Below are 12,964 nucleotides of genomic sequence, written 5' to 3' on the forward strand. Positions count from 1 at the left end.
GCAGGGAAAAATCTTACGGAAGAAGTCTCGGGAGAGCATGACAAGCAATAATTATCCGCCACATAACGTGGGAGCAATTCGCCAACTGGCTGAGAGAAAGGTGCGAGAAAAAATGGCGCAGACGTCGACCGACCTGCAGTCCATGTCGCCCGATGACATACGTCGGCTGGTCTTTGAACTCCGGGTGTACCAGGCCGAACTTGAGATACAGAACGAAGAACTGCGCCGGTCAGAAGAGGCCCTGAACAAAACACGAGCTTGTTATTACGACCTCTATAACCAGGCGCCGATAGGTTATGTCACCGTCAACAAAGAGGGTTTGATCCTCGAAGCCAACGCCACCGCCGCCGCTCTTTTAGAGGTCGACAAAAGAGATCTTGCCGGACAGCCGTTCACTCATTTTGTCCTTCCGGCAGACCAGGACATCTTCTATCACCATCGCAGAAAGCTCACGGAAACGGATACACCGCAGGTCACTGAACTGCAGATGGTGAAAAAGGACGGCAGGTCATTCTGGTCAGAACTGAGGTCCGCCCTGGCAAAAGGATCAGACGACTCGCCCGTGTGGCGAATTGTCGTAAGTGATATCAACCAGCGCAAACAGATGGAAGAGGTGAATGCGCAACTCAAAGCCCATCTGAATCAGGCGCAGAAAATGGAAACCATCGGCACCCTGGCCGGCGGTATCGCCCATGATTTCAATAATATGCTGGGGGCCATCCTCGGCTATGCGGAACTGGCACGGGAAGACAGCCCGCCGGAATCCTCTGCAGCAAAAGACATTGAGCAGATTATTGCAGCCGCCTCCAGGGCTCGGGATCTGGTCATCCAGATACTCGCCTTCAGCCGTCAGGCGGAGGCCGAGATGGTCCCGCTCGAACCGGCACATATCGTCCGGGAAATCCTCCAACTGCTCCGCTCCATCCTGCCCAGCACCATTGACATCCGGCAGGATATCAATGCCGAGACGGATGTAATTGTTGCCGATCCGACGCAGATTCATCAGATAGTCATGAACCTGTGCACGAACGCCTTTCATGCCATGGAGGAAAGCGGCGGCACCCTGTTTATTTCCCTGCACAAGACAGAGCTCAGCAAAGAGGATCTGCGCGAGGTGCCAAACGTTGCGCCGGGAAATTTCCTGCAGCTGTCCATCAGAGACACCGGCCCGGGCATTCCGCTGGAAATACAGGATAAAATATTTGAGCCGTATTTTACCACCAAAGCAGCCGGCAAGGGGACCGGCATGGGTCTGGCCATTGCCCATGGCATCGTCCAGAGTTACGGTGGTTTCATACGGTTGTACAGCACGCCGGGCGAGGGCACAGTCTTCCATATCTTTTTCCCGACAGTTACGGAACATGGTCTGCAGAAAGCAGATACGATCGAGCGGCCCTCCGGCGGCAGTGAACGTATCCTTTTTGTCGACGACGAAAAAATGCTGGTGCGGATGGCCCAGACCATGCTGGAACGACTGGGTTACAGCGTGACGGTACGCACCAGCAGCCTTGAGGCACTGACCACTTTCCAGAATCAACCCGGTGACTTCGATCTGGTCATTACCGATTATTCCATGCCGGACATGTCCGGTATCGATCTCGCCCGGCGCATGCTGCAGATTCGACCGCAGCTGCCGATCATTCTCTGCACCGGATTCAGCTCGGCAATTTCCGAAGAAAAGGCCAGAGCTGCCGGTATCAAGGGCTTTGCCATGAAACCTGTGGCGATGAAAGAACTTTCAAACCTGATCCGGAAAATTCTCGATATGGACATACTGTTCTCCGCCAAAAAAAACCGATGACTACTTCCTCACACGACAGCACCCCCTCCATGACAGCCGGCCTTTTCGTATGGGGCTTTGGTGCCGTTTTCTATCTCCTTGGATTTTTTCATCGGGTCGCCCCGGCGGTGATCACCGGCGAGCTGATGCGCGATTTCCAGATCAGCGCCGCCGCCCTGGGCAATCTTTCGGCATTTTATTTCTACAGCTATGTAGCCATGCAGATCCCCACCGGGATTCTTGCCGACCGCTGGGGACCACGGCGGCTCCTTACCCTGGGGGCTCTGGTGGCGGCCTTGGGGGCGGTGATGTTTGCCTGGGCGCCGAGCATTGCCTGGGCTGCCGCCGGACGCCTGCTTATCGGCGGCTCAGTAGCGGTTGCCTTCGTCTGTCTGTTAAAGCTGGCGGCAAGCTGGTTCCCCCCCCGGCGTTTTGCCATGGTGTCGGGGCTGGCGCTCTTTTGCGGCATTATCGGGGCGGTCTTTGCCGGCACCCCCCTGCGCATCTTTGTCGATCAGTTCGGCTGGAGAGACGTTATGCTCTTCTCCGCGGCCACGACCCTTCTTATCGGCGCCGGCACCTGGCTGTTCGTCCGGGACTACCCCGAGGAAAAAGGTTACCGCGATTTCCTACCGCTGCCTGCCCATCCTGCCGCAAAAAAAGACTCAGATATCATCGCTGATGTCCTTCATGTCTTCACCTACCGCAATATAGTGCTTCTTTTTGTCATTCCCGGCGGCATCGTCGGTTGTGTGCTCACCTTTTCAGGGTTGTGGTGCGTGCCCTATCTAACCACCCTGCACGGTGTTTCCCCGACCGCTGCCGCCACCCTCACCTCGGCCCTGCTGGTTGCCTGGGCCGTCGGCGGTCCATTTTTCGGCTGGCTGTCCGACCGGCTGCACAACCGTAAAAAGCTCTATCTTATTGGCTGCGGCATCTCGGTTACCGGCTGGGCCACGCTTATTCTGGTGCGGGACATCTCTCTCACCGCACTCGTTCCGGTTTTATTGATAACCGGTTTTGCGTCCGGGTGTATGATCATCAGCTTTGTTTTTGCCAAGGAATCGGTGCCGACACATCTGGCGGGAACCGTCTCCGGGGTGATCAACATGGGGGTCATGGCCGGGCCGATGATCCTGCAGCCGGCCGTCGGCTGGATTCTCGACCGCATGTGGACGGGGAGCATGGTCATGGACATCAGGATGTATGATGTGGCCGCCTATCGCAGCGGCTTTGGCTTAATGCTCCTATGGATCACCGCCTCCTTTTTCCTGCTGCTGTTTACCCATGAAACCAACTGTCGCCAGAGGGTGGCGTGAAGCGGCAAGCCGTGTCGATCACTTTTTCAAGAACCAGGGTTCCCGGCCACCGGTAAGGATCTCCGCACCGTCGGCAGTGACTAACAGCGTATGCTCGAACTGGGCGCTTCTGGCCAGGTCGCAGGTGACCGCCGTCCACTTATCGGGCCAGATGACGCATTCCGCACGTCCGGCATTGATCATCGGCTCGATGGTGAAAGTCATGCCCTCTTCGAGCAGCGTTTTATTGTTCGGCTCATAAAAATGGGCGACATAGGGCAACATGTGAAACGATTCGCCGATGCCATGGCCGGTAAATATACGGACGATGCTATAACCATGGTGCCGGACATGTTCTTCGATGACCTGCCCGATGGCATTGAGCGGCTGCCCCGGCCTGACCACATCGATGGCCTTCATCAGACACTCCCAGGTTACCTTCACCAGCCTTTTTGATTCTTCATCGACGTCCCCGACAAAAACGGTCTCCGAACAGTCGCCGTGCATGCCATGGGCATAGACGGTGACATCACAGTTGATGATATCGCCTTCGACCAGTTCTCTGCTGTCGGGAATGCCATGGACTACCACCTCGTTGACCGAGGTGCAGATCGATTTCGGGAAACCCATATAGTTTAAAGAGCTGGGATAGGCGCCAAGTTCGATGGTCCGCAGGTGGGCGATCTGGTCAAGCGCATCGGTGGTGATGCCGGGTCGCACCTGGGCAAGGACCGTATCCAGTACATCGCGGGCAATTTTTCCGGCCAGGCGCATCCGTTCGATCTGCTCGGCGCTGTTCTTTTTACAGGAAGCTTTGCCGGGGGCAGGCACGCCGCTGACGGCATATTCCGGCAGGCGGATATGCTCCGGAACAGATCTGCGTGGACTTATCCTGCCGGGTGAGACAGTAGCCTCGCCGCCTCTCTTTTTAGGCAGACCGGGGGGAGCGGTTTCGCCAAGCTCATCGGAGAGCAGATGACATTTCTTATACTTTCTGCCGCTGCCGCACCAGCAGGGATCATTTCTCTTTGGTAATTTCATTTTTTCTCTCGTTTCCCAGGTTCATTTTCTTCGAGCAGAGAGCAACCTGGATGGTATTATATGTAGACGGCTTATCGCCACGGTCAGCTCGCGGCAGTGCACACCTCCTGTTGCAGCAGAGCACCGAACGGTTCTCTCATGTCCAGTCTGTTTTACAACTGAACACTTGGAAATCCAAGGAAAAACAACTACCCTATAAGAGAGCGTTACAGTGGATACATCCTCTTCCACCATGGTATCTCATTCCCCTCTTTTTTTCGGGACGACGGAGTAAATCTCGTACAGGACAGACAGATGGTACAAATTAACCGCCTGGAACTGCAGGCAAAAATCAAGGAAGCCCCCTTCCCTTTCCAGTCCCAGGTTTTTCTTTTTTTCGGCGAACGTTTTCTCTGTAAGGAGGCCGCCGATTCTCTACAGAATACCCTCCTGGCCCAGCAGGCCGGAGCCGTACACAGCCTCGACGGCGACACGGAAGACCCGGGCCAGACCCTGGCCAGACTGATGAGCTTCAGCCTGCTCCCGGGCCGACAGCTCTACCGGGTCGCCAACAGCCGGATTTTCCATAGTAAAACCGTCGCCTCGGAAATATGGCAGAAGGCGGTCCAGGCTTTCCAGGCCGGTCGTCCCGGTCCGGCTCTGCGCCACCTCCAGGCCATAGCCCAGGCGGTTGAGCTGAAAATCGACGGCCCCAGTCCCCTCTCGGAAATACCCGGCAAGGAGTGGAAAAAGATCTTCGCCTTTGACAAGCCGGGCGAAAGCCTTGCCTGGGCCGACGCGCTCCTTACCGAAGGCCAGGGGCCGGCCAGGGTCACCCCGACAAACCTGGTCGACCGGTATATCGAGGCATTCGACAAAGGACTCCCCGGCGGCAACATCCTTCTTTTAACCGCCGAGACAGTGGACAAGCGCCAGCGACTGTTCACCTACCTCAAGAAACATGGCACCGTTGTCGACTGCTCCGTCGCCTCCGGCGCCAATGCCACCGCGCAAAATGAACAAAAGGCCGTACTGAAAGAGGTGATGCAGAAGACCCTTACGGAATTCAATAAAAGAATAGATCCCCGGGCGGTGGAAATATTTTTTGAGCGGGTCGGTTTTCATCCGGTGGCCGTTGTCACCGAAACAGAAAAACTGGCCCATTTTGTCGGTGACCGGCCGGTAATCACCTGCGCTGACCTGGACACAATGGTCGTCCGCAACCGGGAGGACGCCCTGTATGAATTGACCGATGCCTTCAGTAAGCGACAGGTGAGCAGAACCCTGATAATTTTGTCACGCCTGCAGGAACAAGGGTTCCACAGCCTGGCCATCCTCGCCACCATGCGCAATTTCCTCAAAAAACAACTGATCTATCGTTCCCTGCAGATGCGCCCCTCCCCACCCTGGCGACATGGCATGAACGCCAAGGAATTCCAGAACAGCTACCTGCCGGACCTCAAGCTCCAGGGGGAATGGAGCGATATGCTCCAGGGCCATCCCTATGCCCTGTTCATGAGTTTCACCAAGGCATCGGAATATTCCTGTGCGGGGCTGCGACGATGGCTGACCATGCTGCTCGAGGCGGAATTTCGCCTGAAAGGCTCGCCTTTACCGGCACAACTCATCCTCGAGGAACTTTTTCTGGCCATGCTCCACGGGTCAGCAAAATTTTCCTGAAGGCGCAGTGTATGGTATATTGAAAATGCGCGGAGAGTTGTTATCATAATTGATGTTTGACGATCCTGTTGTTTCTGGCATTGATTCCGGGTCTGGCCGAAAACGACGGATGGCAGCGGCGAACGAGGCAGTCTCCGGTCGGCGGAGGGCTTCCTAACCAAACAAAACTATTTAACGTTTTTATTAATTATTGCAGAACCATGGCAGAGAGCAAAAGACGAAGAGAAGGATCGGTACTCACCAAAGATACCATTGAGATCAAAGAACCGCGGCTCTACAAAGTATTGATGCACAATGACGACTATACTTCCATGGAATTTGTCATTGCCGTCCTTGAAACCGTTTTTCACAAGTCGCACCATGACGCAACAAAAATAATGCTTAATGTCCATAACGAGGGCGTAGGAATCGCTGGAATCTATACCCGGGAAATCTGCGAAACGAAGATCTCGGTGGTGCACCAGCTGGCGAAAAAAAATGAGTTTCCACTCCGCTGTTCAATGGAAACAGTCTAACAGGTGAAAGTACCCCTTTCACCCAACAAAGTGCGAGAATTATGCTGAGCAAAACACTGGAAAAAGCGCTGATAATGGCCATAAGAGAAGCAAAAACCCATAATCATGAATATGTCACTGTTGAACACATGCTCTATGGCCTTTTGCATGACGAGCTCACCAGTTACATCATTAATGAGTGCGGTGGCTCAACCCAGGTCCTCAAGGAACGCCTGGAGAAGTTTTTTCTTATGGAAATACCCAAATTTACCAACACCAACTCCGGAGAACCGGCCCAGACCATCGCCTTCAACCGAGTGCTGCAAAGGGCGGTCGCCCATGTGCAGAGCTGCGGCAAACAGCAGGTCGACAGCGGTGATGTGCTGGTCTCCATCCTGGCCGAGGAAGAGTCCCATGCCGTCTACTTTCTCACCTCGGTCGGTATCGGCAAGATGTCGGTGGTGAACTTTATCTCCCACGAGCTGCCCGCCGATGGCCTGCAGAAAGAACCTTTTACCACGCCGCCCGAGGGTCCCTTACCGCAAAAAGGTATAAAAGACGCCAAGGCCCTGGAAGATTTTACCATCAACCTGGCGGAATATGCCGCGCAGGGGAGACTCGATCCGCTCATCGGTCGCAATGAGGAAATCGGCAGAATCATGCAGGTGCTGTGCCGGCGGAAGAAAAACAACCCGCTGCTGGTCGGAGAACCCGGCGTTGGCAAAACGGCCATGGCCGAGGGGCTCGCCCTGCGCATTTATGAGGACAAGGTTGCCAGAGAAAAAGGCGAAAAGCCACTGGTTCCCGATCTCCTGCAGGATGTCGAGATCCACCTGCTCGATATGGGCACCCTGGTCGCCGGCACAAAATATCGCGGCGACTTTGAAAAAAGGCTGAAAAGTGTGGTCTCAGCGATCGAGCAGAAAAAAAATGCCATCCTCTTCATCGACGAGATGCACACCATCGTCGGCGCCGGCGCCACCAGCGGCGGCTCGATGGACGCCTCCAACCTGCTGAAACCTGCCCTGCAGGCCGGCATTTTACGCTGCATCGGTTCGACCACCTATGAAGAGTATAAAAACCAGATTGAAAAAGACCGGGCCCTTTCCCGGCGCTTTCAAAAAATCGATATCGAGGAACCCTCGGTTGCCGACACCCACCTTATCCTCAAAGGGCTGAAAGACAAATACGAAAGCCACCACGACGTGCGCTACTCGCAGAATTCGCTGAAGGCCATGGCCGAACTTTCCGACCGCTATATCAACGAGCGTTTCCTGCCGGATAAGGCCATTGATATCATGGATGAGGTCGGTTCCTTTTTCCGGCTTGAAGGCAGACAGGGCACCATGGTCAAGGTCGGCGATGTCGAGAAGGTCGTCTCCCGGATAGCCAGGATTCCCGCGAAAAGCAGCTCCATCTCGGAGATCCATGAACTGCGTGAGCTGGCGGTCAATCTGAAAAATGTGGTCTTTGGCCAGGACGACGCCATCGAGGCGGTGACGACTGCGGTCAAACGCTCGCGGGCCGGCCTCGGCAACCCTGACTCTCCCACCGGCAGTTTTGTCTTTGCCGGTCCCACCGGGGTGGGTAAAACGGAGGTCGCCAGACAACTGGCCGTCACCCTCAATGTGCATTTCGAGCGCTTTGACATGAGTGAGTACATGGAAAAACATGCCGTGGCCCGGCTGATCGGTTCGCCTCCGGGCTATGTCGGCTTCGACCAGGGCGGCCTGCTCACCGAAGCCATCCGCAAACATCCGTACTCGGTGCTGCTGCTCGATGAGATCGAAAAAGCCCATCCGGACATTTTTTCCATCCTGCTGCAGGTGATGGATCATTCGACCCTCACCGACAACTCCGGTCGAAAGGCGGATTTTCGCAACGTCATCCTGATCATGACCACCAACGCCGGCGCGAGAGAAATGGCCAACAGAAGCATCGGTTTTGTCACCAGCAAAAAAGGCAAGGATCAGACGGCGGTGAACAAGCTTTTTGCCCCCGAGTTCCGCAACAGGCTCGATATGCCATCGTCTCGTTCAGCTCGCTTGATCAGGAGGCGACCGAGCGTGTTGTCGACAAGCTGATCCGCGAGCTCGAGGAACAGCTGGCCGAAAAACGGGTGAGCATCAAGCTCAGCGCCCAGGCCAGGAAATACCTGGCCGTCAAGGGCTACGACCCGGACTATGGCGCCAGACCGCTCAGACGTCTGATTATGAAGGAGATTGGCGACACCCTGACCGAGGAAATCCTCTTCGGCAAACTGGCCAAAGGCGGAGAGGTGCTTATCGACGAAGCCAACAAGGAACTGATTTTCAAATACAGCAAATAACTGGAAAAAGGAGAGCTTTTCCTCCTCACATCGCCTAGTGCATTTATTTCATCTTCTGCCGCAAAACAGTATGTGACACATACTGTTTTGCGTTTTTTTATGCACTTTACCGGAAAAGCCGAGAAACCATCCTTCCATGCATTTACGAAAACCGCCTGTTGTTGTATAGAATACCAATACATCCAGATCCAATGCCCATTTCTACAACGAGATGACAAACAAAAAAGGAGAAGCGGCTATGCATGACTGTATCTTTTGCAAGATTGTTGCAGGCGAAATCCCCGCCGAAAAGCTCTATGAAGACGAGGAGGTGCTGGCGTTTCGGGATATTACCCCCCAGGCGCCCGTCCATTTTCTGGTGATCCCGAAAAAACATATTGCCGGTCCGGTGGATGTGGTCGAAGCCGATGACAGACTCGTCGGCAAGCTGCTGCGTGTCGGTGCCCAGGTGGCGGTGGAAAACGGCACCGGTGACGCCTACCGGGCGATCTGCAACAATGGCAGCAAGGTCGGCCAGGAGGTGTTCCATCTCCATCTGCACATCCTCGGCGGCAAAGACCGGCCCTGGCCTCTTTGATCTCTCAAGGAAAGACCGTATGGAAGAGTGGTTTCGTCAATTTACACCGATCACCCAGGCCCTGATGGGCACCTGCTTTACCTGGTTTTTGACCGCCCTGGGCGCGGGACTGGTCTTTTTCTTTAAGAGAATCGAGCGAAAGATCATGGACGGCATGCTCGGCTTTGCCGCCGGGGTGATGATTGCCGCCAGTTTCTGGTCCCTGCTTGCCCCGGCCATTGCAATGGTCGAATCCAGAGGCGGCATCGCCTGGCTGGCGTCCCTCATCGGATTTTTGAGCGGCGGGCTGTTTCTCTGGTGCGCCGACAAGCTTCTGCCGCATCTGCATCCTGGTTTTCCGCCCAAAGAGGCAGAGGGAATTAAAACCGGCTGGCAGCGCTCGGTCCTGCTGGTTCTGGCCATAACCCTGCACAATATCCCGGAAGGACTGGCGGTAGGCGTCGCCTTCGGGGCCGCGGCGGCCGGGCATCCTGCTGCCTCGATCGGCGCGGCGGTTGCCCTGGCCATCGGTATCGGCATCCAGAATTTTCCGGAAGGCGCCGCTGTCTCCGTACCGCTGCGCCGGGAGGGCATGTCGCGCACGAAAAGCTTTCTCTGCGGCCAGGCCTCCGGGATCGTCGAGCCGATCGCCGGGGTTCTCGGCGCGGTCGCGGTGATCACCATGCAGCCGATTCTGCCCTACGCCCTGTCCTTTGCCGCCGGGGCGATGATCTACGTCGTCGCCGAAGAACTGATTCCCGAGTCACAGGCCGCGCGGCATTCCGATATCCCGACCATCGGCGTTATGCTGGGATTTGCCATCATGATGACCCTCGATGTGGCGCTTGGGTGATATATGAATGACTTTTCCCTGGCATTCGTCCTTTTTCTCCAGGGTTTCCTGCCACCGGATATCTCCGTGCCGGCTCTGGTCCTGCTGCTGTTCTGCACCTCGTTGCTGTTGTTGTGTGTCTGCTTCCTGCTGCTGGTCAAACGTGGCGCATTACAGGCGCAGCACTGTGCATATAAGGAGAGGCTGACGGCGGCGGAAAAAACCATCGCCGACACCCAGGCCAGGAGCAACAGCCAGGCCATCAGGGAGGCCCGGCTGACGACGCTGCTCGACAATGAACGCAAACATGGTGCCGAAAAACTGCAGCTGCTCGAAGATGCCAGGGAAGAACTGCGCCTGCAGTTCGCCGGTCTGGCCCAGCAGATCTTCGACGAAAAAAGTGTCAGATTCAGCGAACTGAACCGGGATAAGCTGGACGCGATCCTGCAGCCGTTTAACAGCCAGCTCACCGCGCTCAAGCAGGAAATTACCGAAATCTACCGACATGACAGCCGCGAAAGGTTCTCCCTGAAAAATGAGATCGTCCAGCTGCGCGACCTCAACCAGCAGATCAACCAGGAGGCGATCAACCTGACCAGGGCCCTGAAAAGCGACACGAAGGCGCAGGGTAACTGGGGCGAGCTGGTGCTGGAACGGGTCCTCGAGCGGTCCGGCCTGCGCCGCGGCCTCGAATACGACACCCAGGGCGGCTTTCGGGATAACAATAATCGGTTATTAAAACCGGACGTGCTGGTGCATCTCCCGGAAGGCAAAGATATCATTATCGATTCCAAGGTCTCCCTGATCAGCTGGGAGAGATATGTCAACAGTGACGACGCAGACCGGCGTGCCACCCATCTCACCACCCTGCTGCAGGCCGTTCGCGAACATATCAACAGCCTGAGTAAAAAAAATTACGCCGAGCTGAGCGGCATACACTCGCTGGATTTCGTCCTGATGTTCATGCCCATCGAGGCGGCTTTTTCCACCGTCTTCGAGCAGGATGACAATCTTTTCGGCGAGGCGCTCAGCAAAAACATCATTATAGTAACGCCGACAACCCTGCTCGCCACCCTGCGCACGGTGGAAAATATCTGGCAATTTGAACATCAGAGCAAGAATTCCCTGGAGATCGCCAGACGGGCCGGTATCATGTATGATAAATTTCGCGGCTTTATGGAAGAGATGGAAAAAATCGGCAAGCAGCTGGCCACCTGCCACAGCACCTACGACGGTGCACTGCTCAAGCTGACCCAGGGCCGGGGCAACCTGATTGCCCAGGCCGAACAGTTGAAGGAATTGGGCGTTCAGGTGAAAAAAGATATGCCCTCTTCGATAACCGATATAGCTGAACTTGAACTGAAAAACTAAGCGCATCTCTCGCGGCGGACACCAGACCATCAACCTGCACATCAACCTTCACAACAGGAGACGCCGGTGCTGTTACATCATCAATTTATCGACATCGCCAAACGGTTTGGCAACAAGCTGGCCATGCACGATTTCTCCACCAACCGGGAACTCAGCTACTCCAGAGCGCTTATCGCCTGTCTCATTCTCTGCCGTTTTTTTTCGCGACTGGATAAGGGGTTTATCGGTATCATGATACCGACCTCGGCCGGCTGCGTTCTCAGCAAAATTGCCGTATTGATGAGCGGGCGTATTCCGGTGATGATCAACTACTCCACCGGGGCGGAACAGAATGCCGGATATGCCCAGAGGAAGTGTGATTTCAAGACGATCATTACCTCGAAGGCCCTGCTGGAAAAAATAGAATGCCCCCATGTCGCCGGCATGGTCTATATCGAAGACATCATGGCCTCGATCACCACCGCCATGAAAGTGCGGGCCGCCATCACCGCGGCCCTTCCGGCAGCACTGCTGAAAAAGCTTGTTCATGGCGGTGACGAAGACGACACGGCGGTTATCCTGTTTACCAGCGGCAGTGAAAAAGATCCGAAGGCGGTACAGCTGACCCATAAAAACATTCTCTCCAATATCGCCTCGGTTTCGCCGATTTTCGATTTTCGCAGCGATGATGTGTTCATGTGTACCCTACCGTTTTTCCATGTCTTCGGCCTCACCGTCAACCTCTGGCTGCCGATATACCATGGCATGACCATGCTCACCTACGCCAATCCGCTCGACTTCAAGAAGGTATGCACCATCGTCCGCGACCATAAGGCAACCTTCCTGGTCGGCACGCCGTCTTTTTTCTGGGGATATCTGCGAAAATCCGAGAAAGGCGATTTTGATTCGCTGCGTATCGCCCTGACCGGAGCGGACAAGTGCCCCGAGGCGCTCCGGGAAGGTTTCAAAACCAAACACAATATTACCGTCTACGAAGGGTATGGCGCTACGGAATGCTCGCCGGTCATCTCGACCAACACCCCGGAATTCAACCGGCCGGGCAGTGTCGGCAAACCTATTCCCGGTATCCAGATACGTATCGAGAATTACCAGACCGGCGAGGAATGCGCCCTTGGTGAGGATGGCCGGATCCTGGTCAAAGGCGACAGCGTCATGAAGGGATATTTCAATGACTTCGAACAGACCTCCCTGCACATCCGCCGCGGCTGGTATGATTCCGGGGATATGGGAAATCTGGACGAAGACGGCTATCTGTGGCATGTCGGCCGGTTAAAGAGATTTGTTAAAATCGGCGGAGAAATGGTTTCTCTGGTAAAGATCGAGGATATACTGGAAAAGTTTCTCCCCGAAGACAGCTATTGCTGTGTCGTGGAGATCCCCGATTCGATAAAAGGGGCGCGAATCGTCGCGGTGGTCACCACGCCGCTGGATGAAAAAACCGTTCTGAAACAGATGGCCAGACACCTTCCCGCTATCGCCCTGCCGAAAATTTTTCTCGTCTGGGAGACACTGCCGAAAATGGGCAGCGGTAAAATTGATTTTAGAACCATCTCGGAAATGGCCAGGGAGCAGCTGACACGGAAGGATATCGCCTAATCAATCAA

The 12,964-nt window shown here is 55.2% G+C and carries 11 protein-coding genes; 10 read left to right on the forward strand and 1 reads right to left on the reverse strand.

Annotation, left to right across the window (positions count from 1 at the left end; translation table 11 throughout):
- The first annotated feature begins 37 nt into the window (after window positions 1-37).
- Together ACYQ8U_RS01410 and ACYQ8U_RS01415 are read left to right on the forward strand one after the other, a co-directional pair.
- Window positions 38-1,801, forward strand: a complete 1,764-nt coding sequence (locus ACYQ8U_RS01410; protein ID WP_459943714.1) for a hybrid sensor histidine kinase/response regulator — start codon at window positions 38-40, stop codon at window positions 1,799-1,801.
- Complete coding sequence (locus tag ACYQ8U_RS01415; protein WP_459943715.1) at window positions 1,798-3,099, forward strand: MFS transporter; 1,302 nt, start codon at window positions 1,798-1,800, stop codon at window positions 3,097-3,099. Before ACYQ8U_RS01410 ends, ACYQ8U_RS01415 begins: the two co-directional genes overlap by 4 nt.
- An 18-nt stretch (window positions 3,100-3,117) precedes the next feature.
- Here ACYQ8U_RS01415 and map read toward each other — a convergent pair whose 3' ends face one another.
- Window positions 3,118-4,119 (reverse strand): type I methionyl aminopeptidase, encoded by a 1,002-nt coding sequence (gene map, locus ACYQ8U_RS01420; RefSeq protein WP_459943716.1) that lies wholly within the window; start codon window positions 4,117-4,119, stop codon window positions 3,118-3,120.
- Between the two features lie 294 nt (window positions 4,120-4,413).
- Here map and holA point away from each other — a divergent pair, with 294 nt between their 5' ends.
- The 8 genes from holA (at window position 4,414) to ACYQ8U_RS01460 (ending at window position 12,956) form a co-directional block, all read left to right on the forward strand.
- Window positions 4,414-5,778 carry a DNA polymerase III subunit delta gene (gene holA / locus ACYQ8U_RS01425; RefSeq protein WP_459943717.1) on the forward strand — a complete coding sequence of 455 codons (1,365 nt, stop codon included), beginning with the start codon at window positions 4,414-4,416 and terminating at the stop codon, window positions 5,776-5,778.
- Between the two features lie 200 nt (window positions 5,779-5,978).
- On the forward strand, window positions 5,979-6,293 hold the full coding sequence (gene clpS, locus ACYQ8U_RS01430; RefSeq protein ID WP_459943718.1) for an ATP-dependent Clp protease adapter ClpS: 315 nt from the start codon (window positions 5,979-5,981) through the stop codon (window positions 6,291-6,293).
- A 41-nt stretch (window positions 6,294-6,334) separates the two neighbouring features.
- A complete protein-coding gene (locus ACYQ8U_RS01435) occupies window positions 6,335-8,356 on the forward strand; it encodes an AAA family ATPase (protein ID WP_459943719.1) in 2,022 nt (673 codons plus the stop codon).
- Between the two features lie 20 nt (window positions 8,357-8,376).
- Complete coding sequence (locus ACYQ8U_RS01440; protein ID WP_459943775.1) at window positions 8,377-8,601, forward strand: hypothetical protein; 225 nt, start codon at window positions 8,377-8,379, stop codon at window positions 8,599-8,601.
- Window positions 8,602-8,839: 238 nt separating this feature from the next.
- The gene (locus ACYQ8U_RS01445) at window positions 8,840-9,178 is read left to right on the forward strand and encodes a histidine triad nucleotide-binding protein (protein ID WP_459943720.1); all 339 of its coding nucleotides are present in this window, start codon (window positions 8,840-8,842) and stop codon (window positions 9,176-9,178) included.
- 19 nt (window positions 9,179-9,197) lie between these two features.
- Window positions 9,198-10,010, forward strand: coding sequence for a ZIP family metal transporter (locus tag ACYQ8U_RS01450; RefSeq protein ID WP_459943721.1), 813 nt, complete (start codon window positions 9,198-9,200; stop codon window positions 10,008-10,010).
- Between the two features lie 3 nt (window positions 10,011-10,013).
- Window positions 10,014-11,360: a DNA recombination protein RmuC gene (locus ACYQ8U_RS01455; RefSeq protein WP_459943722.1), complete on the forward strand. Its 1,347-nt coding sequence runs from the start codon at window positions 10,014-10,016 to the stop codon at window positions 11,358-11,360.
- Window positions 11,361-11,426: 66 nt separating this feature from the next.
- On the forward strand, window positions 11,427-12,956 hold the full coding sequence (locus ACYQ8U_RS01460) for an AMP-binding protein (RefSeq protein WP_459943723.1): 1,530 nt from the start codon (window positions 11,427-11,429) through the stop codon (window positions 12,954-12,956).
- Window positions 12,957-12,964: the final 8 nt, after the last annotated feature.

This window comes from Desulfocastanea catecholica (assembly GCF_054657295.1).

Coding starts and splice junctions, on each gene's coding strand:
- ACYQ8U_RS01415 (WP_459943715.1), top strand. CDS start 1,798: ATGACTACTTCCTCACACGACAGCACCCCCTCCATGACAGCCGGCCTT.
- map (WP_459943716.1), bottom strand. CDS start 4,119: ATGAAATTACCAAAGAGAAATGATCCCTGCTGGTGCGGCAGCGGCAGA.
- clpS (WP_459943718.1), top strand. CDS start 5,979: ATGGCAGAGAGCAAAAGACGAAGAGAAGGATCGGTACTCACCAAAGAT.
- holA (WP_459943717.1), top strand. CDS start 4,414: ATGGTACAAATTAACCGCCTGGAACTGCAGGCAAAAATCAAGGAAGCC.
- ACYQ8U_RS01445 (WP_459943720.1), top strand. CDS start 8,840: ATGCATGACTGTATCTTTTGCAAGATTGTTGCAGGCGAAATCCCCGCC.
- ACYQ8U_RS01455 (WP_459943722.1), top strand. CDS start 10,014: ATGAATGACTTTTCCCTGGCATTCGTCCTTTTTCTCCAGGGTTTCCTG.
- ACYQ8U_RS01450 (WP_459943721.1), top strand. CDS start 9,198: ATGGAAGAGTGGTTTCGTCAATTTACACCGATCACCCAGGCCCTGATG.
- ACYQ8U_RS01435 (WP_459943719.1), top strand. CDS start 6,335: ATGCTGAGCAAAACACTGGAAAAAGCGCTGATAATGGCCATAAGAGAA.
- ACYQ8U_RS01410 (WP_459943714.1), top strand. CDS start 38: ATGACAAGCAATAATTATCCGCCACATAACGTGGGAGCAATTCGCCAA.